General features: G+C 41.1%; 23 protein-coding genes and 1 other annotated feature. All 23 genes read right to left on the bottom strand.

Annotation, left to right across the window (positions count from 1 at the left end):
* Position 1: 1 nt before the first annotated feature.
* The gene (gene dnaG / locus BM095_RS00775; RefSeq protein ID WP_091656150.1) at positions 2-1828 is read right to left on the bottom strand and encodes a DNA primase; all 1827 of its coding nucleotides are present in this window, start codon (positions 1826-1828) and stop codon (positions 2-4) included.
* A gap of 15 nt (positions 1829-1843) precedes the next feature.
* Positions 1844-2263 carry a DUF188 domain-containing protein gene (locus BM095_RS00770; protein WP_177194637.1) on the bottom strand — a complete coding sequence of 140 codons (420 nt, stop codon included), beginning with the start codon at positions 2261-2263 and terminating at the stop codon, positions 1844-1846.
* A 144-nt stretch (positions 2264-2407) separates the two neighbouring features.
* Positions 2408-3220, bottom strand: coding sequence for a pyruvate, water dikinase regulatory protein (locus tag BM095_RS00765; protein ID WP_407639129.1), 813 nt, complete (start codon positions 3218-3220; stop codon positions 2408-2410).
* Between the two features lie 46 nt (positions 3221-3266).
* Positions 3267-3905: a helix-turn-helix transcriptional regulator gene (locus BM095_RS00760; RefSeq protein ID WP_091656145.1), complete on the bottom strand. Its 639-nt coding sequence runs from the start codon at positions 3903-3905 to the stop codon at positions 3267-3269.
* Between the two features lie 177 nt (positions 3906-4082).
* On the bottom strand, positions 4083-6170 hold the full coding sequence (gene glyS / locus BM095_RS00755; protein ID WP_091656143.1) for a glycine--tRNA ligase subunit beta: 2088 nt from the start codon (positions 6168-6170) through the stop codon (positions 4083-4085).
* Positions 6157-7053: a glycine--tRNA ligase subunit alpha gene (gene glyQ, locus BM095_RS00750; protein WP_091656142.1), complete on the bottom strand. Its 897-nt coding sequence runs from the start codon at positions 7051-7053 to the stop codon at positions 6157-6159. Before glyQ ends, glyS begins: the two co-directional genes overlap by 14 nt.
* 87 nt (positions 7054-7140) lie before the next feature.
* Positions 7141-7315: a binding site (T-box leader), on the bottom strand.
* A gap of 78 nt (positions 7316-7393) precedes the next feature.
* Positions 7394-8140 (bottom strand): DNA repair protein RecO, encoded by a 747-nt coding sequence (recO, locus tag BM095_RS00745; protein ID WP_091656141.1) that lies wholly within the window; start codon positions 8138-8140, stop codon positions 7394-7396.
* Positions 8141-8170: 30 nt separating this feature from the next.
* A complete protein-coding gene (locus BM095_RS00740) occupies positions 8171-8311 on the bottom strand; it encodes a YqzL family protein (protein WP_091656140.1) in 141 nt (46 codons plus the stop codon).
* A 112-nt stretch (positions 8312-8423) separates the two neighbouring features.
* Positions 8424-9326: a GTPase Era gene (gene era / locus BM095_RS00735; RefSeq protein ID WP_091656138.1), complete on the bottom strand. Its 903-nt coding sequence runs from the start codon at positions 9324-9326 to the stop codon at positions 8424-8426.
* Positions 9323-9724, bottom strand: a complete 402-nt coding sequence (locus BM095_RS00730) for a cytidine deaminase (RefSeq protein WP_091656136.1) — start codon at positions 9722-9724, stop codon at positions 9323-9325. Before BM095_RS00730 ends, era begins: the two co-directional genes overlap by 4 nt.
* A 19-nt stretch (positions 9725-9743) precedes the next feature.
* On the bottom strand, positions 9744-10136 hold the full coding sequence (locus BM095_RS00725) for a diacylglycerol kinase family protein (protein WP_091656134.1): 393 nt from the start codon (positions 10134-10136) through the stop codon (positions 9744-9746).
* A complete protein-coding gene (ybeY, locus tag BM095_RS00720) occupies positions 10120-10590 on the bottom strand; it encodes an rRNA maturation RNase YbeY (RefSeq protein WP_091656133.1) in 471 nt (156 codons plus the stop codon). The genes BM095_RS00725 and ybeY overlap by 17 nt, the downstream gene beginning before the upstream one ends.
* Before the next feature lie 50 nt (positions 10591-10640).
* Positions 10641-11633: a PhoH family protein gene (locus tag BM095_RS00715; protein WP_091656131.1), complete on the bottom strand. Its 993-nt coding sequence runs from the start codon at positions 11631-11633 to the stop codon at positions 10641-10643.
* Positions 11630-12820 carry a sporulation protein YqfD gene (gene yqfD, locus BM095_RS00710; RefSeq protein ID WP_091656130.1) on the bottom strand — a complete coding sequence of 397 codons (1191 nt, stop codon included), beginning with the start codon at positions 12818-12820 and terminating at the stop codon, positions 11630-11632. Before yqfD ends, BM095_RS00715 begins: the two co-directional genes overlap by 4 nt.
* Complete coding sequence (yqfC, locus tag BM095_RS00705; RefSeq protein ID WP_091656128.1) at positions 12813-13121, bottom strand: sporulation protein YqfC; 309 nt, start codon at positions 13119-13121, stop codon at positions 12813-12815. Before yqfC ends, yqfD begins: the two co-directional genes overlap by 8 nt.
* A 399-nt stretch (positions 13122-13520) precedes the next feature.
* The gene (locus BM095_RS00700; RefSeq protein ID WP_091656127.1) at positions 13521-14078 is read right to left on the bottom strand and encodes a hypothetical protein; all 558 of its coding nucleotides are present in this window, start codon (positions 14076-14078) and stop codon (positions 13521-13523) included.
* Positions 14079-14097: 19 nt separating this feature from the next.
* A complete protein-coding gene (gene floA / locus BM095_RS00695; RefSeq protein ID WP_091656125.1) occupies positions 14098-15111 on the bottom strand; it encodes a flotillin-like protein FloA in 1014 nt (337 codons plus the stop codon).
* Positions 15112-15138: 27 nt separating this feature from the next.
* Positions 15139-16473 (bottom strand): NfeD family protein, encoded by a 1335-nt coding sequence (locus tag BM095_RS00690; protein WP_407639114.1) that lies wholly within the window; start codon positions 16471-16473, stop codon positions 15139-15141.
* Between the two features lie 120 nt (positions 16474-16593).
* A complete protein-coding gene (gene rpsU, locus BM095_RS00685; RefSeq protein WP_091656122.1) occupies positions 16594-16767 on the bottom strand; it encodes a 30S ribosomal protein S21 in 174 nt (57 codons plus the stop codon).
* Between the two features lie 113 nt (positions 16768-16880).
* On the bottom strand, positions 16881-17540 hold the full coding sequence (gene deoC, locus BM095_RS00680) for a deoxyribose-phosphate aldolase (RefSeq protein WP_091656121.1): 660 nt from the start codon (positions 17538-17540) through the stop codon (positions 16881-16883).
* Between the two features lie 19 nt (positions 17541-17559).
* Positions 17560-18894 (bottom strand): tRNA (N(6)-L-threonylcarbamoyladenosine(37)-C(2))-methylthiotransferase MtaB, encoded by a 1335-nt coding sequence (gene mtaB / locus BM095_RS00675; RefSeq protein ID WP_091656120.1) that lies wholly within the window; start codon positions 18892-18894, stop codon positions 17560-17562.
* Positions 18895-18899: 5 nt separating this feature from the next.
* Positions 18900-19643, bottom strand: a complete 744-nt coding sequence (locus BM095_RS00670; protein ID WP_091656118.1) for an RsmE family RNA methyltransferase — start codon at positions 19641-19643, stop codon at positions 18900-18902.
* Between the two features lie 15 nt (positions 19644-19658).
* Positions 19659-20591, bottom strand: a complete 933-nt coding sequence (prmA, locus tag BM095_RS00665) for a 50S ribosomal protein L11 methyltransferase (protein WP_091656116.1) — start codon at positions 20589-20591, stop codon at positions 19659-19661.
* Positions 20592-20627: the final 36 nt, after the last annotated feature.

The following is a 20627-nucleotide window of genomic DNA, read 5'->3' as shown; positions in this document are numbered from 1 at the left end:
TCTATTTTTTAAGTGCTCTTTTCATGTCAACTATTTCTGAAGCTAATTTAACTGCCAGTGTCATGTCACTGCGTTTTTCTGCCTCTTTCATTTTTTGCTCTTTTTGTTCTATTTCTACCCATTTTGGGTAGTTCTTAATCTGTCGAATATAATCAACCAATTCATTTTCCGATAAGTGTTGAGAAATGTCAAGCATTGCAATTTCAGAAGCTGTTTTGATTAAATCATTATCCTGAAGATAAGGAATAAAAGCCCCTGGGTCGGCTGAATGGCCTTCCGCGTAGTAGGAGTAGAGGTAAGCTGCAATCGCAATATGTTGCTCAACGTTAAAGTCCCCTCCCAGCTTTTCCTGAACCTCCAGACACACATCCCTATCCTGCATCATGTGCGCTAATAACATTCTCTCAGCGTTTTGAAAGGCAGGAAGTAATCTCTGATTCATATACGATACAGAAGTTAATTTCCTTGTATTTTGACTGGATGGGCGATTATTTCTCTTCTCTTGATAGAACCGCCTGGACTCTTTATACAATCGATACTGTTCTTGTTTTAACGCTTCGAAGGAGAGTGAAAATTCATCTGCAAGCTGTCTTAAATAAAAATCTCGTTCTACCGCTCTACCCAAGGTAGTAATTTCTTTTAATACTTCTTCTATATATTCGAGTTTTTCTCCTTCAACCTGCAAATTTTTATTTCGTTTGAGTGCTTGCATTTTGAATGACATGATTGGAACAGCCGTATCGATAATTTCTTTCCGAAAACGTTCCCCGCCATTTTCCCGAATATAGTCGTCCGGGTCATTGTTGTCAGGAAGCATCGCTATTAGTACATGAAGCCCTTCCTGCTCAAGAATTTCAGCTGATTTTTCCGTAGACTCCTGTCCCGCATTATCGCCATCAAAACAGATTATAATACGTTCCGCATTTCTCCGTAATATTTGAGCTTGTCTTTTTGTTAAAGATGTGCCAAGAGAGGCGACTCCATTATCAACTCCCGCACGGTATGCAGCGATAACATCCATGTATCCTTCAAATAACACAGCTGTGTTTTGTTTTCGAATCGACTTTTTGGCAATGTCCATACCATACAAAATTTCACCTTTATTAAATATAGAGGTTTCCGGACTGTTCAAATATTTAGGGTCACCTGTCCCTAATACTCTTCCTCCAAACCCCACAGTATATCCGCGTAAATCTCGTATTGGGAACATTACCCTATTTCTGAAGCGGTCATATACGTCCCATGTAGACTCTTGTCTGCCTATGAGTCCCGCTTCTTCCATATCTCCTAAGTCGAATCCCCTTTTTTCAAGAAGGCTGCTCAACATATCACTTTGTCCGGGTGAGAACCCTATTTGAAAACGACTGATAATGTCGTCATCTAAGCCGCGCTGACGTATATATTCATATGCCTCTTTCCCTTGTTCCGTACTGATCAATAAATGGTGGTAAAATCTTGCCGCCAAATCATGAGCTTCGATTTTGGCAGACGTTGTTTTATCGGTTGCCGTTTCTCTAGCTGGTAAAACATTATCCGGTACGGCGATACCTTTTTTATCAGCTAGCATTTTGAGAGTTTCCATAAAAGAAAGCTGCTCCACTTCCATGACGAACGTAATAACATTTCCTCCGGCTCCGCAACCAAAACAATGATAAAGCTGTTTATCTTCAGAAACGGAAAAAGAAGGCGTTTTTTCTCCATGAAAAGGACATAAACCCATGTAGTGCTTTCCTTGTTTTTTTAATTGAATGTACTCCCCTATCACTTCTACGATGTCTGCCGCATCACGAATTTCAGCAATGGTTTCTTTTGGAATATATTCTGCCATGTTCAATCACCTTCATCATCTGCGCCATTGCTCATTCTCTGATAATAGTTTTTCTAATGCATGTGAAAAGTTTTCTCTATCCTGCCTTCGAAATGGCTTGGTATTTCTTGGTTTTATTTTTTTGCGCTTTATTTCTAAACCGGTAAACCTCCCTAATAAGAGCTGCTGTATATCTGCTCTGTTGTATACGTTACCTCGGGGACTCACGACATGCCCGCCTTTTTCTAACACGACAGCAGCCAAGCCATTATCTTGTGTAATAATGACGTCGTTTTTCTCCATATGGTTAATAATATATAGATCGACTGCTTCTGGATCAGCGTCAAGGGTGACCACCTTGGAATAATACTCATTCCCACTCACGTGAGAAGTGGTACTTATAAAGTAAGACAATATTCCATATTTCTTAGCAATACTGTCTATTTCTGTTTTCACCGGACAAGCATCTGCGTCAGTATATAGTAAGATAACTTATCGTCTCCTTCATTATTCGACAGAATAACTCAAAATCCTTCTCAACTATTTCCTTTACTTGAATAGGTCACTCAGAAAAAAGGCTGCTCCTATTAGAGCAGCTTCTCAGTGCTGGTGCCGAAACATATTTGAGATTAGGTTTGCTGTTTCTTCGACGGCTTTATTCGATACGTCAATGACAGTACACCCAATATTTTGCATTACTTTCTCAGAATATTCCAGTTCGTCTTTGATGCGATCTAACTTTGCATAATTCGCTCCCGCTTTAAGCCCAAGTGCTTTTAACCGTTCTGTTCGGATTTCATTTAATTTCTCCGGGCTAATCTTTAATCCGATACATTTTTCAGGCGGGATTTTAAAAAGCTCTTCAGGGGGTTCTACTTCTGGAACGAGTGGCACATTTGCCACTTTTAAACGTTTGTGCGCTAAGTACTGAGATAACGGTGTTTTGGAAGTTCTCGAAACCCCGATAAGAACGATATCTGCTCTCATGATTCCACGTGGGTCTCTACCATCATCATACTTCACAGCAAATTCAATCGCCTCTACTTTTCTGAAATAATCCTCATCGAGACGATAAACAAGACCGGGCTCATACTTCGGCTTCCTTCCCGTTATGCTTACCAACTTATCTAACATTGGACCGATAATATTGACCGTTTCCACACCGGCTTCTTGTGCTTTTTTTAACAAATAATCATTTTTTTCAGGGATAACAAGTGTGAATGCGATAAAAGCATTTGCTTCTTTCGCCAATTCTATGACCTCATCAATCGTCGCCTCATCTTCCACATATGGGATACGGCGAATTTCCACTCCCTGGTCTCCAAATTGGCTTGCCGCTGCTTTTGCAACCAATTCAGCTGTTTCCCCTACCGAATCAGATACGACATAAATAATGGGGTGTTGATGATCCATTTTCGCCATTCCTCTCCTCTCTAATATCTGATTGCGTTACGAACAATCAGATAAGCTGGTCATGTGAAAGATCGACAAGTAATTTGGTTATATTCGTTTTCGTCACTCTTCCAATAACCTCGTAATCTCCTGACTTTCTTTTCTTCACTACCGGTAGAGCATCTATCTGCTTTTCAATTAATTTGTTCGCGACTTCCATAATTAAATCATCTTTTTCACAAACTGTAATATTCGGCATCCGCGTCATAATAATACTAACCGGCAGAGACTCCAGATCTTGTTTACCAATACTAGCTCTCAACAAATCTTTTCTAGATAAAACGCCTACTAAAGCAGATTTTTTATTCACCACAAATAACGTCCCAACATCTTCTAAAAACATGCTTGATATCGCGTCATACACGGAACTTTCTTCATGAACGACTACTGGAATCGATTGATATTCCTGCACCGTTATCTTTTTTAACTTCTCTGTCAGAAGTTGTGATCCTGACTTTCCTGTGTAAAAATATCCGACGCGGGGGCGTGCATCTAGAAATCCGGCCATTGTTAAAATGGAGAGATCAGGCCGTAAGGTAGCTCTCGTTAATGATAACTTTTCAGCGATTTTCTCTCCGGTAATCGGTCCGCTGTCTTTAACAATATTTAATATTTGCTCCTGTCTCCCCGTAAGTTCGATTGTCATCACCGCCTTAAGACTATCTTCTTACAACGAAGTCCATTCTAACGGCGTCCCTGGCTTCACAGGCTATTAACGTCGTCCGTTTATTCTTCCCTAATTATACCTTAGCGTACGCTCATTGGCTATCAATTAGTGACAGTGCCTGTATTGCTTATGATTGGATGAACAACGATCGGTGATTTAAGATGGAAAAACAATATGTTGGAAGTTAGCAAAACGTCGTATTTCTCTCGATAACAATATCATTTGATGGAGGCGGTTTTGTTTCACCTGCTCATCCTCAGCCATCACCATTACATGTTCAAAATAATCATGGATGTACGGGACTAACTGTTGAAGTGACTCCCAAGCCAGTGCTACTTCTCCCTTGTCAAGCGACTCCGAAAGCTCTTTTCTCATTTGATGATAAGCTCGAAACAATTCTTTCTCAGGTTGTTCGCTAAATAAATCTTCTTCTACCTTCACGTCTGGAACGGTCGTATCCTTCGCTATATTTGTCACCCTGCTCAATGCTTCCACTGTATTTTTAAATTCTTGATCTTGTAACTTTTCTTGTAAGAACGTTGCTTTATTGACCAATACTTCCACTTGTCCTGAAAAACCTTCGAGCACGGCATCTACAATATCATAACGAACAGAATGATCAGAGAGAAGATGTTTCAAACGTGCTCTAAAGAAAGAAATCACTTCATTTTTAACAGTAGCTGGTTCTTCTTTTAATACATGTTTTTCCTTTAATACATGCAGTGTTTCATCGATGAGCTCCTCTAGAGGTAGTGGGTAGCCTTTCTCTAACAGAATTTGTACAATCCCTGCTGCTTGTCTTCGCAACCCATACGGGTCTTGGGATCCAGTTGGTATTAGTCCAATACCAAAACAAGCTATAATAGTGTCCAGTTTATCAGAAATGGAAAGAACTGCTCCCACGTCTGTAGCTGGAATCGCATCTGACGCAGATTTAGGCTGGTAATGCTCCTTAATAGCAGTGGCTACCTCTTCTTCTTCCCCTGAAATTAAGGCATATTTCTCTCCCATTAACCCTTGTAATTCTGTAAACTCATCAACCATTAACGTGACGAGGTCAAATTTAGAAAGCTTGGCCGCTCTGTTCACACTTGCGACTTTTTCCGTCGCAAAGTCCAATTGCTCGGCTAGACGTTGTGACAACGTTTGGATTCGACAAACTTTATCACCAATCGTACCTAATTCTTCCTGGAATACAATAGAATCGAGTTTTTCAGCCGCTTTTTCAGGTTGAACTTTCTGGTCTTCCTCGAAGAAGAATTGGGCATCAGATAATCGTGCACGTAATACCTTTTCGTTTCCTTTTCTTACATTATCTAAGTAATCTTTATTCCCATTTCTTATTGTCACAAAATGTGGAAGTAATTTTCCATTACGGTCTTCTACTGGAAAATAGCGTTGGTGTTCTCTCATGGATGTCACCAATACTTCATCAGGCAACCGCAAAAACTCGTCGCTAAAGTCCCCATATAGAACCGTTGGATATTCAACTAAGTTATTTACTTCTTCCAGAAGATCTTCATTAATTGGGATGGACCACCCTTGTTCACTGGCGAGCTCCTTCAGTTGTCTTCGGATTTCTTCTTTTCTTTGTTTTGGTTCTGCGATCACATACTCTTCACGAAGTTTCTCTTCATACGAATCCGGACTGAAGATTTCAATCGTTTCCCCTAGAAACCGATGTCCTCTCGTATGACGCCCGCTTGTCACTCCAGCAATCTCTAATGGGATGACTTCATTATCTAATAGTGCAATCATCCAGTGGATAGGACGGACGTATCTTAATGAGAAGGTGCCCCAGCGCATGTTTTTCGGAAAATTCATCTCCGTAATAATGGTCTCTACCTGTGGAAGTAAATCAATGGTCTCTTTACCTAATACTTCTTTTTTAGCGAATACGTAGTCGGTCCCGTTTTTTTCTTGAAAGAACAGTTCTTCCAGATCGATTCCTTGTCCCTTCGCAAACCCACGAGCGGCTTTCGTCCACTCTCCATTCTCATCTACCGCTATTTGCTTGGACGGGCCTCTCGACTCTTCTACCACATCTTCTTGTTTTTGGGCTATGCCATTAATCCGTACTGCCAATCGTCTTGGCGTTGAAAATGCCTCTGCTGATTCGTAGGCGATACGATTTTCATCTAACCAATCAGTAATTTTATATTTCAACTGCTCCATGGCGTCTGTAACAAATCTTGCCGGCATCTCTTCTAAACCAATTTCTAATAAGAAATTACTGCTGCCCATTATGCTCACGCTCCTCTTCCCCAAGCATTGAGAAACCAAGTTCTTCTCGTTTTTCATAGTATGTCTTTGCACATTTTCTAGCTAAATTACGTACACGCGCGATATAACCAGTTCTTTCTGTTACAGAAATGGCGCCGCCCGCATCAAGTAAATTAAAAATGTGAGAGCATTTCAAAACGTAATCATAGGCCGGAAAAACAAGATTTTGCGCAATTGCACGATCGGCCTCTTTTTCGTAAGTAGCGAACTCATTGAAAAGCATAGCTTGATCTGCGACTTCGAAAGCATATTTAGAGTGCTCATACTCAGGCTGTTTAAACACATCGCCATAAGTGAATCCATCCACCCAGACGAGATCAAAAACATTTTCTTTATCTTGAATATAGGAAGCTAGACGTTCTATCCCATATGTAATTTCCACAGCCACTGGATTTGCATCAATACCTCCTACTTGCTGAAAATAAGTAAACTGTGTAATTTCCATTCCATCAAGCCAAACTTCCCAACCTAGCCCCCAAGCACTTAACGTTGGAGCTTCCCAATTATCTTCTACAAAGCGTATGTCATGCTTCTTTGGATCAATACCCAGTTCCCTTAAGCTGTCCAAGTATAGCTCTTGAATATTAGCAGGTGATGGTTTCATAATGACTTGAAATTGATGATGCTGATATAGACGATTTGGATTTTCTCCATACCTTCCATCGGCAGGTCTTCGAGAAGGCTCTACATAAGCAACATTCCAAGGCTCAGGGCCAATGGATCGTAGAAAAGTCATAGGGTTCATGGTGCCTGCTCCTTTTTCTACGTCATAAGCTTGCATGATTAAGCAATTTTGTTTCGCCCAGAAATTTTGGAGAGTGAGAATCATGTTTTGCACGTTCATTTTATTTACCTCCTGTATATAGAGTAGGATGCCATAGGTTATCTCCTCCACACACCAAAAAACCCGTCCCTATACCACTATCTATGGTATAGGGACGGGCTGATCAACCCGCGGTTCCACCCTATTTGCCCGTCATCCGGGCCTCTTTTATTAACCGTTATACTCCGGAACGCCTTCATTGCCATGTTTTATGCAGCTTTCACCATCCTGCACTCGCTATTAAAACAGAGGAACAACTACTACTTTCCATCAACGTATTCATTACTCTTCATGTATAGAAATAATACTGAATTACAGATAACGTGTCAAGTTGTGAGGGATCGGAACTTTGTATGTTTTATCAAATATCCCATTTCTCCATTTGATCGAGAAACCGCTTTGATTTCAAAGAAAATCCTCCATATTCCTCATAATAGGATTCCAGCACTTGCTTTAATTCTTGTTTTGTTCGGCTGGTTAACGATATGCTGCCCAAGCGTTTGATATCTAAGTAGAAAAATGTTCGGAGCAATTGTACGCTTTTCGGATGAATGGTTAAACGATAAGGGTCAATTTCTTTACAGTTTTCACACAAAAATCCTCCCTCGCGCACCGAAAAACTAAAGGTCCCTTCTTGACGTCCACAGCTGGTACATTGATCCAGCTGTGGCTTAATACCAGCTTGAGCAAGCATTTTTACTTCAAAGATTCTCGTTAATACTTCAGGGTCCGAATCTTCATTCATACGCTGAAGTATCTGTAAAAATAACTCAAATAAAAATGGGTTTTTTTCTCTTTCTTCTGTGACTCGATCTAAAAGTTCTGCAATATATGAAGCATATGCTGTCTTCATGATGTCACTACGAATGTGCCGGAAAGCGTCGATCGTATCTCCTTGATTTAACGTGCTCATTCCCCGGCTTTTATAAAATAAATATATCCCATGAACGAATGGTTGTGAAGCAGCTGCAAATCTGCTTTTTGGCTTTCTTGCCCCTCTCGCCATTACGGAGACCTTTCCTGCTTCCCGTGTATACAGTCTTAGTATCACATTGGTCTCTCCATAAGGTATGATTTTTAATACAATACCCTCTGCTTTAACTAACATGTCTATTCTGTCCTTAACTCATCACCAGATTTACCAATTATCCTCTTCTAAAGAGATATCTTGATCGTTTTCTGACTGGTGATGTTGTTCTAATTGTTTTGAAATTAAATAGGCATCAATATTCCCAGTAAGAAAAAAGTAATCCCAATATGCATCTGGTTGTTGAAACATAGTCAGCCATCCTTTCTTAGACAATCTAAGTTATAGACTGCTTAATCTTAGGATGGCTCAGGACCCCACAGAGCATGTCCTGTAAATTTTGCCTGTATGAATGCCTGCTTTATCAGTACTCACTTCTATTATAGCCATGCTCATCCAGTTGAAATTGATTATTTCTCCAATCTTTTTGGACTTTAACAAATAAATCCAAAAACACTTTCGAACCGAGCAATGCTTCAATATCTATACGGGCACGCTGGCCAATATCTTTAAGCATCCGGCCTTGTTTTCCAATAATAATCCCTTTTTGTGACGATCGCTCCACGATGATCACTGCAGAAACATATACCGCTCCTCCTGATCGTTCCTTCATTTCCTCAATGGACACAGCGATGGAGTGTGGAATTTCATCTTTTGTCAAATGAAGAACTTTTTCGCGAATTAATTCACTGACAATAAATCGTTCCGGGTGATCCGTAATTTGATCAGCTGGGTAAAATTGCGGACCTTCTTCTAAATACTGTTTAATTTGCTGCAGTAGTGTTTGAACGTTATTACCTTTTAAAGCAGAGACAGGAATAATTTCAGCAAAATCAAAATGCTCCCTGTATTTATCTATTTTCTCTAAAAGCTTGTCGGGGTGAATCTTGTCAATTTTGTTCATAACAAGAAACACAGGGGTGGATGTTTCACTTAGTTTAGATAAAATATATTCTTCTCCCGGTCCATAACTTTCACTAACGTCTACCAAAAATAAAATCAAATCCACTTCTTTCAGGGACTGGACTGCTGTGCGAACCATAAAGTCACCAAGCTTATGCTTTGGCTTGTGGATCCCTGGTGTGTCAATAAAAACGATCTGTGCATCATCTGTCGTATAAACCCCTTGTATTTTATTTCTTGTGGTTTGGGGCTTATCACTCATAATTGCTATTTTTTCACCGATTACTTCATTCATTAAAGTTGATTTTCCGGCGTTCGGCCTGCCTACTAGTGCCGCAAATCCTGATTTAAATGGTGTGCTCATGTCTCTAGATCCTCCGGTTTGAAAGCTCCTGGTAATAGTTCAGAAACGGTTGTTTCAAGAATATCCCCTTTCGTGTTACTAAGGACTATTCTTCCTTCAGGGGGCATAAACTCTGAAATAACTTGGCGGCACGCACCGCACGGAGCAGTCGGGCCTTCTGTATCAGCAACAACTGCTATTTCTGTTATTTCTTTATCCCCCTCACTGACCGCTTTAAAAATCGCCGTCCGTTCCGCACAATTCGTCAACCCATAAGAAGCGTTTTCAATGTTACTTCCCATGTATACACGGTCACTTCCCACTCGAACAGCTGCTCCTACCGGAAATGTGGAATAGGGGACATATGCATTCTCCCGTGCTTTTAATGCTGCATTCACTAATTCATTTATTTTGCTCATAAACTCTCCTTTTCATCTCTTATTTCATGAATAGCTCTGAAACTGGATGATAAAATATAAGAACGCCAATAATGAAGGCTGTAATACTAAAAATAAACACAGCTCCTGCTGCGATATCTTTGACGAGACCTGCTAATGGGTGATATTCCTCTGAAATGTAATCTATTGCTCGTTCAATCGCGGTGTTGATTGTTTCAAAAGCTAACATTCCCCCGATGACAAGAATTAAAACAAGCCAATGTACTAGCGGAATACCAAAAATAAACCCCATCCCAATCGTACATAAGGCGGCCAGAAAATGAAGACGCATATTTTGCTCGTAACGGAAGACATGAAATAAGCCGCGGGAAGCAAATAGAAATGACCGAAAGAAGCGGCGTCGGCCCTTTTCCCCTCTATCTTGTAAGCCCATATTCCGTTAAAATCATTTCCTGGCGTCCGAACATGCTCCGTTCTGACTCACTGGTATCGTGGTCATACCCTAAAAGATGGAGCAATCCATGTACGGCAAGAAACCCCAGTTCTCTCTCCAGACTGTGTCCATAGGTTTCTGCCTGTTCCTTCGCCTTGTCTATACTAATAATGATATCGCCTAGTAAATTTGGTACAGCCTCCATCTCCGCCATTTGAAACTCTTCTTCCCCTTCATTCAAAGCAAAAGAAATCACATCCGTAGCGGCGTCTTTCCCTCGATATTCCTTATTTATTATTTGAATTCTTTTGTTATCCGTAATGGTGAGGGATAGCTCAGAATCTTCGCGCACGTCCTCTGTTGTACAGGCAAGTTGCAACAACTGAGTGATCCACTCGTTATCTTCTTTTGTTAAACTGTTCGTTTCGTCGATTATATCAATAGTGACACTCATCGCTAACCTCCCAGAAATACTTAGCATCATGATGATCAGACAACCATCTGCTATTTCTGCTGCCTGTGTTGTCCGGGTACGCGGTTTACTTCTCCCTCTTCATACGCATCAAGAATTTGCTGAACAAGGGTATGGCGAACTACATCTGAAGACTCTAAATAAACAAAACCTATACTCTTTATATTCTTCAGTATTTGAACCGCTGTTCTTAGTCCTGATTGTTGGCCTTTCGGCAGGTCGATTTGGGTTAAGTCTCCGTTCACCACCATTTTAGAGCCGAAGCCTAATCTTGTAAGAAACATTTTTATTTGTTCTTTTGTTGTATTCTGCGCTTCATCTAGAATAACGAATGCATCGTCCAGTGTACGTCCGCGCATATAAGCGAGAGGCGCTACCTCAATGGTTCCTCTTTCCATTAAGCGTGCCGTATGCTCCACTCCAAAAATGTCATGCAATGCATCGTATAATGGCCGCAAATAAGGATCCACCTTTTCCTTCAGATCCCCTGGAAGAAAACCTAAACTTTCCCCTGCTTCTACCGCTGGCCGTGTTAAAACAATTCGCTTCACCTGTCCATCTTTCAATGCATTCACAGCCATCACCACGGAAAGATACGTTTTCCCGGTACCGGCCGGCCCTATCCCAAAAATTAAGTCTTTTTTTCGGATAGCATCAATGTAATGTTTTTGTCCAAGCGTTTTGACTACAACAGGCTTTCCTTTTGTGTTTACTGCGATTTTTTCCTGATACAAATCTTCCAATTGATCGAGCTTACCCTCTTCTGCCAGCTGAATGGCATAGACAATATCTCGTTCGGATATTTTCATACCATTGCGAAGGAGACGAATAAGTGTGTCTAACACATTTTCAATGATCGTGGCAGCAGTGTCGGAGCCTGAAATAATAAGTGAACCTCCGCGGGTTACAATCGAAACATTTAACTTTTCTTCTATACGATGAAGATGCTTATCGTTTGGCCCGAATAGAGCCTGAATTTCACCAGTATCTTTTGCATCAATAGAGATGACTTGTTTATCGGTCATTCTTTCATTTCTCCTTGGATGATCGGTGCTTCCGATGTAATATCTTCTATAACTTGGTAATGCATTTCTAATTTTACTTTACCATCACGAGACTCGCTGTGCAAAATTTTTTCTTCATCAATATATGCTTCTCCTGATAAGTGGGAGTTCATTTTAAAACGAGCTACTTCTTTAGCTTCTTCTAATCCCTCTTCTACTGATAAATCAATAGGAACTTCATTCACTTTCTCATACGTTTTTGTCAGCCACGCCAGTGGTAATTGATAATCCCTCCAGCTGATTTGTCTAAGATCTTCTTCTACGTGAAAGTTTTGAAACGCATCTGCAGCGGTAAATCCCCATACAGGCAGTTTCAGTCCAAAAATATATAAGACATGCTGCTTTTCATACGCTCCTGTTAGTGTCGTCACCTTTCGTTTCATTGGTACCTCTACCACTACTTTGTACCATGTCTCTCCTAAAATTTCACCGGTTGCGGGAACTGCTTTCGCATACTTTCCTTTCCCTATAAAACCTGATATTAACATATCTCCTTCATGAACAAGGTCATTTCTTTTTACGACAGCTTGGCCTTTTTCTGCATACACTGAATGTATGACAGCTTTTTTCTTAGCCGTAATGTGACGAGGGGGTGGCTGCGATTCTTTTTCAGGAAGCGTTTGTTCTGCGACATTCAAGTAATAGGCTGTCCCTTTTTTGTCCACACCAACCCATGTTACTCCGTTAGTATGGTCAAGAATTTCTTTTTGAATCATTTCTGGTGGAGGCAGTGTAATTTGAAAGGCACCTGGCTTTAATCCAAGTTTCTCTAAATTCTCCGTGATCGTTCGTTCAATTTCTGGATTTGCTCCTTGCACTTCCACTTTCCACACCATTTGCGAGAGGACGATGAGTAAACAACAAAACAAGGCTGCTCCTACAAAAAAGCCGGCTCTCTTTTTCAACATACGTATATAGCGTTCAAATAATGAATCACGAATTACCTCTATATGACACTCATAATCATTTGCTAACTCTCTTACTTGAGAGGTATCCGTTGACGCAATATACAAGGTAGCAGTAAAGGGGTCTTGCCTTATGATATTTTTTAACATCACGCCGTCTTTTAAACATTCATTTAGGCAAGTTTCTATTGCATTCCCTGTTATTCTGATCATCACATCAGAAGGTCCTCTTTTTTTATTCATGAGCCCCTCCTCTACTTTCGCTGTTTACATAACGTATCTCATCTATTCTTCCTTCCAACAATAGTTCATCAGGTAATATATTTTTAATGACAAATTGCTTACCTTCTACGATAAGCTCTCCATTTGACAGCTTTAACCGAACTTGGTCCTTAGAAAAATGCAGGATACCTCGATGATTTTCTACATGAAGATGAAGCTGTCCAATCATGGTTAGACGCGGTACCTCCAGGAGGACATCCTCCGGTATATTCATTTTCCCGGTAATCCAATATTTAGCTGATTTTTTGAAGCGATCGAACATACCTGCTCCTCCTCTCTTTTTAAATCTATGAGGAAATTTGAACAGGTATCACTTTTAGTTCTCTACGAAATTTTTTCTTTCCTTTGTCACTCTTTTTCGAATAACGCTAGACAAAAAGGTCCTAAAACAAATGTACCATTTCTTAAATAAGGTTGATGGCGAACAGGTGAGACGCCTGCGGGAAAAGCAACAGCTGAAAATCCCGCAGGCAGCGGTGCGCTGCCGAGGAAGTTGAAGCGTTGCCCGCGGCAAGCGAGCCTGTAGAGTCAGTCAACCCGTAGAGCAAAATGTTTAATAACCCCAGCAAATTTTACAGAACTGACAAAAAAATGACGTACCTTGAGATCACAGCCCCATCAGTCCTTCCTAGTACCACAAAAAAAGCTGAGTAGGAGCTACTCAGCTTTTCTTCCGATATACAGCTTGCGGTGTTGTATACTTATTTCGAGACATTTGCTTCGATTTAGGCGGTCCTAACACTTCAGACCAGATGAAACCATCCCTTACTTGTTTTTTAGAGATAGAGGAGAATCGTGAACTAGTTTCCTTGTGCTGTCTTCTCGAAGGAAGCATCGCTTCTCCGGAACCAATTTCCTCGTCTAACAAAGAGGTTGCTCCTAACTTCTCTACTTGCTCTTGTGCTTTTTGTTTCTGAGCTCTCAGCTCCTCACGCTGTTCTTCATACCTGTTGATCTCAGCGCTTCTCTTTGGAGCCGTTGATTCTTCTTCTCTATTGGCAGATGGCACACGACTTGTCGGATGTTGATTCTCTTCACTTTCCTCACTTTTGTTTTCAAAGATGGTCTCCCAATCAATCTTACGAGGTCTTTGCGGATTTTCATCTCCTGTCTTCTCTGATTGGGACTGTTTCGTTCTATTGAGAGCAGAAAGTAATCCCCCAATTAAGAGAACAATGATAAATATATTTGACAAGATAAACTCAAATATTGCCTCCACAGGAATTCACCCTTTCCTCTTACGTACGGCGGGTATAACCTGAGTCATCATGATCCTCATCATCAGATTGAGCCGTATCCTCTCCAATAGATTTTCTCATATCTGTATCCGCCATGACATTCTGGATATTCATGTAATCCATTACACCGAGATTTCCTGACTTAAGGGCATCCGACATAGCAAGTGGAACTTCAGCTTCCGCTTCCACTACTTTTGCACGCATTTCCTCTACCCGGGCCTTCATTTCTTGTTCATGTGCAACAGCCATCGCACGGCGCTCTTCTGCTTTCGCCTGAGCAATCTTCTTATCGGCTTCTGCCTGGTCCGTTTGAAGACCGGCGCCGATGTTTTTCCCAATGTCAATATCCGCGATATCAATGGACAGAATTTCGAAAGCGGTACCTGCATCCAGACCTTTTTTCAATACCGTTTGAGAAATGCTGTCTGGATTCTCCAATACCTGTTTATGATCATGAGAAGAACCGATTGTAGATACAATTCCTTCGCCGACACGGGCAATAACCGTATCTTCTCCCGCACCACCAACAAGACGATCAATGTTGGCTCGTACCGTTATTCTCGCTTTTGCTTTCACTTCAATACCATCCATTGCCACACCGGCAATAAAAGGTGTTTCAATGACTTTAGGGTTGACGCTCATTTGTACAGCTTCTAGTACATTTCGGCCAGCAAGGTCGATAGCAGCACAACGTTCAAAAGTTAATTCGATATTTGCGCGCTGAGCAGCAATTAAAGCATTTACCACACGGTCAACATTACCACCAGCCAAATAATGACCTTCCAACTTGTTCAGTTCTACATCAAGACCTGCTTTCTCTGCCTTAATGAGAGGGTTTACTACTCTCGCCGGAATCACTCGTCTTAATCTCATTCCAACCAGTTGAAAAATACCGACTTTTACCCCTGCTGCTAAAGCGGAGATCCACAGCATGACCGGGACAAATGTAAAAAGCACAGCTAATGCGATCACAACTAATGCTAATATAATAATTAACGTTAAATCTACAGGCATGCTTCTTTTTCCTCCTTTAAGTTAATGTCATTCTGACTTTCTTACAATAATACGAGCACCTTGTACCTCAATAATTTTCACTTTTTGGTTCTCTTCTATGTAACCCCCTTCTGAAACGGCATCCAATCGCTCTTCTTCTACTAAGATGGATCCCGATGGTCGCAATGGTGTCAAACTGCTTCCCACTTTCCCGATAAGTTCATCTCGGGAAGTATGAGACACATATCCTTCGTCTGACGAAAAAGAGTCTTGGAGAACAAGTTTTTTCATTGGGCCTTTTTTTCCGAATGTCTTAAATAACATTGCGATAGCAACAATGGAAAGAAGCGCTGCTATCAAAATGGATATAATCATATGAACAGCTGAAAAAGAAGCAAAGAACATACTTGCAATAATGGCTCCTATGCCGAGAATACCAAAAACACCAAACCCTGGCACAAAAATTTCAATAAGAATAAGAACCAATCCGGCAATAAACATAATGATCGATTCTATTCCAGCAAAACCAGCAATGGTATGACCGAAGAAAAATAGAAACAACGCAGAAGCTCCCATTATTCCGGGTATACCAAAACCTGGAGAGTAGAGCTCTAAAATAAGGCCGAGACTACCCAGACTAAGTAATATAGGAATAACGACCGGGTGGGTAACGATTCGTGCAATATGTTCTGCAATGGAGATATCCGCTTCTTGTATGTGTGCATCCTCAAACCCTAAAACGGATAACAACTCTTCTCGATTCTCAACTACGTATTCTGCATACCCTACTTCATATGCTTCTGAAGCCGTCAACGATAAAAGTTCTCCTTCTCCAGCCCTATATTCCGCCAGATCCACGGTAGGATCAGCCATAGCAATAGCGTAAATGGGATCTCTATCATTTAACTCAGCAGCACCTTTCATGTTAGCAACCCAAGCAGATTGTGCTTTATCGCCAGCTGCATTTCCACTCCCATCGATAACTTGTGCAGCTCCCATTTCCGTACCGGGTGCCATCGCAATTTCATCTGCATTTAAGGCAAGAAAAGCGCCAGCAGACATCGCTTGATTTGTCACAAAAGCAGTAGTATGAATATCGGTGTTCCTAAAGATAGATGCAATATTTCCAGCAGCATCCACGGCGCCACCGGGAGTATCAATTTCAAATATAATATGATCGGCTCCCTCGTCCTCTGCATCTTGAACAGAACGTTCAAGAAATGCCTCTAAACCTCTTTCAACGGTTTGCTCAACAGGGACGATGTAAACCACATCTCCAGGAGGAGCGGTAGTATCAGCTGATACGTTAATTGCATTATTCAGAAAAAATAACAGAGCAAAAACACATGCTAGAGTAGATGCTAGCAGTCGAGTTTGGAACATCTTCATTCCCTCTTTCTCGAGATTACTCCTTGTTGCTTTAAAAAAGCACCTCCAATCATGGAGATGCTTTTTAAATAATTATGGAGGGAATCTATACGTTACTCCGCTTATTACCCTCGCTTAGAACTTACGTTTTCTAGCCGCTTCTGATTTCTTCTTACGTTTCACACTCGGCTTTTCATAATGCTTACGTTTACGAACTTCCGCGAGCGTCCCTTCTTTAGAAAGCGAACGCTTGAAACGGCGAAGAGCAGTGTCAATGTTTTCGTTTTTACGAACACGGGTCTCAGCCATAATGATTCCCTCCCTCCGAACAACCAGTAAAACTAAAATGCATGAGAACATATTAGCTTTTGTTCAAAATTATAAAGCAAATGGTCAGGAAATGCAATCATTCATTTCGTTTTTTAGTCAAGCTTGGCACCACAAATGACGGTACCGGAGCTTGTGCCGATTCGATCAGCACCGGCTTCAACCATAGCTTTCGCAGTGTCATAATCCCGAATTCCACCACTAGCCTTCACTTTCAGTTTATCTCCAACAACTTTTTTCATGATAGAAATATCCTCTGTTTGTGCTCCAGCTCCAGCAAAGCCGGTGGATGTTTTTACGAAATGAGCGTCTGCTTCCTTGGCAATTTCACAAGCTTTTACTAATTCTTCTCTGTTCAATAAGGCTGTTTCTACAATCACTTTTACAAGTGCTTTATTTTTAGCTGCTTCCACTACAGCATCTATATCTGCCTTTACTGTTTCATATTCTCTACTTTTTAAAGCACCAATATTTATTACCATATCTACTTCAGTTGCTCCATTTGCAATAACGTTCTTTGTTTCAAAAGCTTTCACTTCCGGAAGTGTAGCGCCTAGTGGGAAACCGATCACAGAACATACTTTAACATTTGTACCTTTTACTATGTCATATGCCGTCTGAACCATAGCGGGATGAACACAGACGGAAGCAAATTGACATTCTATTGCTTCTCGGGAAAGCTGTTCTATTTGATCATAAGAGGCGTCAGGTTTTAATAAAGTATGGTCAATAATCCGGGCCATTGCTGCATCCATTCTTCTCCCTCCAATACTTTTACGCCATTATGACATCTTCATGTTCATCCGCAATTCTTACGAATTCTCCTTCATTGTACGGGTAACCCGGCACGCTTACTTTTACTTTCACAATCTTACCAATGAGGTCATCTGAACCCTCAAACTGCACTCGCATATAGTTAGAAGTATACCCGGTCAGTTTGCCAGTTTCTTTATCCCTCTCTTCAGGAATAACATCCAGTACTTTTTCGTGGTAATGAGAAGCATATTCCTTAGCCAGTTGATTAGAAAGCTCGATAAGACGACGCACTCGATTATGCTTTACCTCGTCATCTACTTGCTCTTTCATTTTTGAAGCAGGGGTACCCGTCCTTTTAGAGTAAGGAAAAACGTGCAGTTCAGAGAATTTATTTTCTGCAACAAACTTGTACGTCTCCAAAAACTCTTCCTCTGATTCACCTGGAAAACCGACTATCACGTCCGATGTTACGGCCAAACCTGGCAGAGCTTGCTTCAGCTTTTGAAGCCGCTGTGCAAAAAACTCTGTCGTATATTTTCTTCTCATTCTCTTAAGAACGGTGTCTGAACCAGATTGCAGCGGAATATGAAGGTGATTAACAATCTTTTTAGATTGGTCAATTACTTCAATCACTTCATCAGTAATTTGGCTTGCTTCAATCGATGAGATACGGATACGCTTCAAACCTTCTACCTTTTCGAGCTCTCTTAGCAAATCAGCGAATGTGTAATCTTTCATATCTTCACCGTACCCGCCCGTATGGATCCCTGTCAAAACAATTTCTTTATATCCTGCTTCCGTAAGCTGTTTTGCTTGAGCTAACACATCTTCTGGTTTTCTAGAACGAAGCAGACCTCGAGCCCAAGGGATGATACAAAACGTACAAAAGTTATTGCAGCCTTCCTGGATTTTCAACGAAGCTCTTGTCCGATCAGTAAAAGCCGGAACATCCAGTTCCTCATAAACCCTCGTTTTCATAATGTTGCCGACCCCGTTAATTGGTTCCCGCTCTTCTCTATATTGCTCAATATACCCAAGCATTTTTTCGCGATCTTGTGTACCTACGACAATATCTACTCCTGGAATATCCATAATTTCTCCAGGAGAGGTTTGGGCATAGCAGCCTGTTACACAAATGACAGCCTCCGGATTTTTTCGTATCGCTCTGCGGATGACTTGTCTACTCTTTTTATCGCCGGTATTTGTGACGGTACATGTATTTATGACATAAACGTCTGCTTGCTTTTCAAAGTCAGTCTTTTCATAACCCTCTTTTTTAAAAAGCTGCCAGATCGCCTCTGTTTCATAATGATTTACTTTACAACCTAATGTATGAAAGGCAACCGTTGCCATTGCATTCACCTCGATAGTTCATATTGATAGGATAGGGCAGCCAACAAATATAAAGCAGCTGATTCACTACGTAATATCCTTGGGCCTAAACTGACCATGTTCACTTGATAGTCGTGCATCCAGTTCGCTTCCTTCTCGCTGAATCCTCCTTCCGGTCCAACGAGGACAAAGAGTGAACGCAAATGACTGTTAAACAATTCACGAAGCCCTTTATGTTTTCCACTTCTCGCCGTATCTTCGTGAAGCGCTATTACAGGCCCAGAATCATGATCAGCTATCAGCTGCTCTAAGCTAGTGCAATAATTGATTTCAGGAATAAAGAGACGTTCTGATTGTTCTGCTGCCTCTTTTGCAATTTTTTTCAGCCTGTCTAACTTTTTTCGGCTTTTTCCCCTGTCCCATTTTACCACAGATCGTTCAGCAGCGTAGAGAGTAAATGAAGAAGCGCCAAACTCCGTCCCTTTTTGGATAACATAATCAAGTTTATCACCCTTAATGAGCGCTTGTGCTATAGTTACTTTTATTGGCAGCTCTGGATGATGATCGAGCTCTTTTTTTATGTTCGCCTTTACTAACCCTTGTGCTACCTCAGTGATGACACATAACGCTTGTCTCCCTTTGTTATCCAGACAAATAATTTGGTCCCCTTCCTCCATTCTCATCACTTTGCTAATATGCTTAGCCTCTTCTCCTTCTAGATAGACCTCAGCACTAGTAAACTGCTCAGGATCGAGGAAATATCTTTGCATCACGGCCTCATTCCTTTACTTTTTAGCGGCTATCGATACCCAATCGTCCATTTCTTTTACTTCAACTATTTCGAAGCCAGCTTGCAACAACGCTGTTTCTACCTCTTCTCTCTTACGGCTGATAATGCCGGAAGTGATAAAAATTCCATTAGAATGTAATACTTGGTATGCTTCATTGATCATATCCAGTATAATTTCAGCTAAAATGTTTGCTACAATAATATCTGCTTTTTCTTCCGTATAATCAAGCAAATTATTCTTTCTTACGTGTATTCTATTTGACTCATTATTTAAATCGATATTTTCCTCAGCTACTTGCACCGCTTTATCGTCGACATCTAAAGCGAGAATCTGTTCCGCCCCAAATTTTGCCGAAGCTATCGAGAGGATCCCTGAGCCAGTGCCTACGTCGATTACTGCTTCACCACCATGGATTCTCTCTTCTAACATGGTGAGACACAAAACAGTCGTTGGATGGGTTCCCGTTCCAAACGCCATTCCCGGGTCTAACTCAATGACTTTTTCGCCTGGTTTTGGTTGATAATCTTCCCAACTAGGAGAGATGGTTAATGTTTTCGTTACCTGAACTGGCTTGTAATATTTCTTCCAGGAATCTGCCCAATCCTCTTCGTGTACTTCCTTTAGCGTCACGTAATTACGGCCAAGATTGATATGATAAAGTCGTAAGTCGCTTATTTTTTTTGTGATGTTTTCAGCTGCTTTCTCACCAAATGATTCTATTGGAAAGTAGGCATTGATCACCACTCCATCCTCTGGATAATCTTGAGGAGATAATGCAAAGATTTGATCCGCGGTTACTTCCCAATCTTTCTCCAAATCACTGGAATCTACAATCGCTACCCCGCTCGCTCCTGCCTCATGAAGAATGTTTGAAATAGGCTCCGTCGCTTCTTGTGTTGTGTGAATACTGAACTCGATCCAATCCACTGCTTCTCCACCAGCCCTATGATGTTATTAGAGAAT

This window comes from Alteribacillus iranensis (genome assembly GCF_900113025.1).
GTDB classification, from domain to species: domain Bacteria; phylum Bacillota; class Bacilli; order Bacillales; family Marinococcaceae; genus Alteribacillus_A; species Alteribacillus_A iranensis.
Note: the sequence above shows the minus strand (reverse complement) of the source record. Positions and strands in the feature narration are given on the sequence as shown.

Excerpts from the sequence above, each read along its gene's own strand:
- dnaG (WP_091656150.1), bottom strand. The coding sequence starts at position 1,828 with ATGGCAGAATATATTCCAAAAGAAACCATTGCTGAAATTCGTGATGCG.
- BM095_RS00765 (WP_407639129.1), bottom strand. The coding sequence starts at position 3,220 with ATGGATCATCAACACCCCATTATTTATGTCGTATCTGATTCGGTAGGG.
- BM095_RS00760 (WP_091656145.1), bottom strand. The coding sequence starts at position 3,905 with ATGACAATCGAACTTACGGGGAGACAGGAGCAAATATTAAATATTGTT.
- glyS (WP_091656143.1), bottom strand. The coding sequence starts at position 6,170 with ATGGGCAGCAGTAATTTCTTATTAGAAATTGGTTTAGAAGAGATGCCG.
- glyQ (WP_091656142.1), bottom strand. The coding sequence starts at position 7,053 with ATGAACGTGCAAAACATGATTCTCACTCTCCAAAATTTCTGGGCGAAA.
- recO (WP_091656141.1), bottom strand. The coding sequence starts at position 8,140 with ATGTTAGTTAAAGCAGAGGGTATTGTATTAAAAATCATACCTTATGGA.
- BM095_RS00740 (WP_091656140.1), bottom strand. The coding sequence starts at position 8,311 with ATGTTTCAACAACCAGATGCATATTGGGATTACTTTTTTCTTACTGGG.
- era (WP_091656138.1), bottom strand. The coding sequence starts at position 9,326 with ATGAGCACACCATTTAAATCAGGATTTGCGGCACTAGTAGGCAGGCCG.
- BM095_RS00730 (WP_091656136.1), bottom strand. The coding sequence starts at position 9,724 with ATGAGCAAAATAAATGAATTAGTGAATGCAGCATTAAAAGCACGGGAG.
- BM095_RS00725 (WP_091656134.1), bottom strand. The coding sequence starts at position 10,136 with ATGGGCTTACAAGATAGAGGGGAAAAGGGCCGACGCCGCTTCTTTCGG.
- ybeY (WP_091656133.1), bottom strand. The coding sequence starts at position 10,590 with ATGAGTGTCACTATTGATATAATCGACGAAACGAACAGTTTAACAAAA.
- BM095_RS00715 (WP_091656131.1), bottom strand. The coding sequence starts at position 11,633 with ATGACCGATAAACAAGTCATCTCTATTGATGCAAAAGATACTGGTGAA.
- yqfD (WP_091656130.1), bottom strand. The coding sequence starts at position 12,820 with ATGAATAAAAAAAGAGGACCTTCTGATGTGATGATCAGAATAACAGGG.
- yqfC (WP_091656128.1), bottom strand. The coding sequence starts at position 13,121 with ATGTTCGATCGCTTCAAAAAATCAGCTAAATATTGGATTACCGGGAAA.
- floA (WP_091656125.1), bottom strand. The coding sequence starts at position 15,111 with ATGCCTGTAGATTTAACGTTAATTATTATATTAGCATTAGTTGTGATC.
- BM095_RS00690 (WP_407639114.1), bottom strand. The coding sequence starts at position 16,473 with ATGTTCCAAACTCGACTGCTAGCATCTACTCTAGCATGTGTTTTTGCT.
- rpsU (WP_091656122.1), bottom strand. The coding sequence starts at position 16,767 with ATGGCTGAGACCCGTGTTCGTAAAAACGAAAACATTGACACTGCTCTT.
- deoC (WP_091656121.1), bottom strand. The coding sequence starts at position 17,540 with ATGGATGCAGCAATGGCCCGGATTATTGACCATACTTTATTAAAACCT.
- mtaB (WP_091656120.1), bottom strand. The coding sequence starts at position 18,894 with ATGGCAACGGTTGCCTTTCATACATTAGGTTGTAAAGTAAATCATTAT.
- BM095_RS00670 (WP_091656118.1), bottom strand. The coding sequence starts at position 19,643 with ATGCAAAGATATTTCCTCGATCCTGAGCAGTTTACTAGTGCTGAGGTC.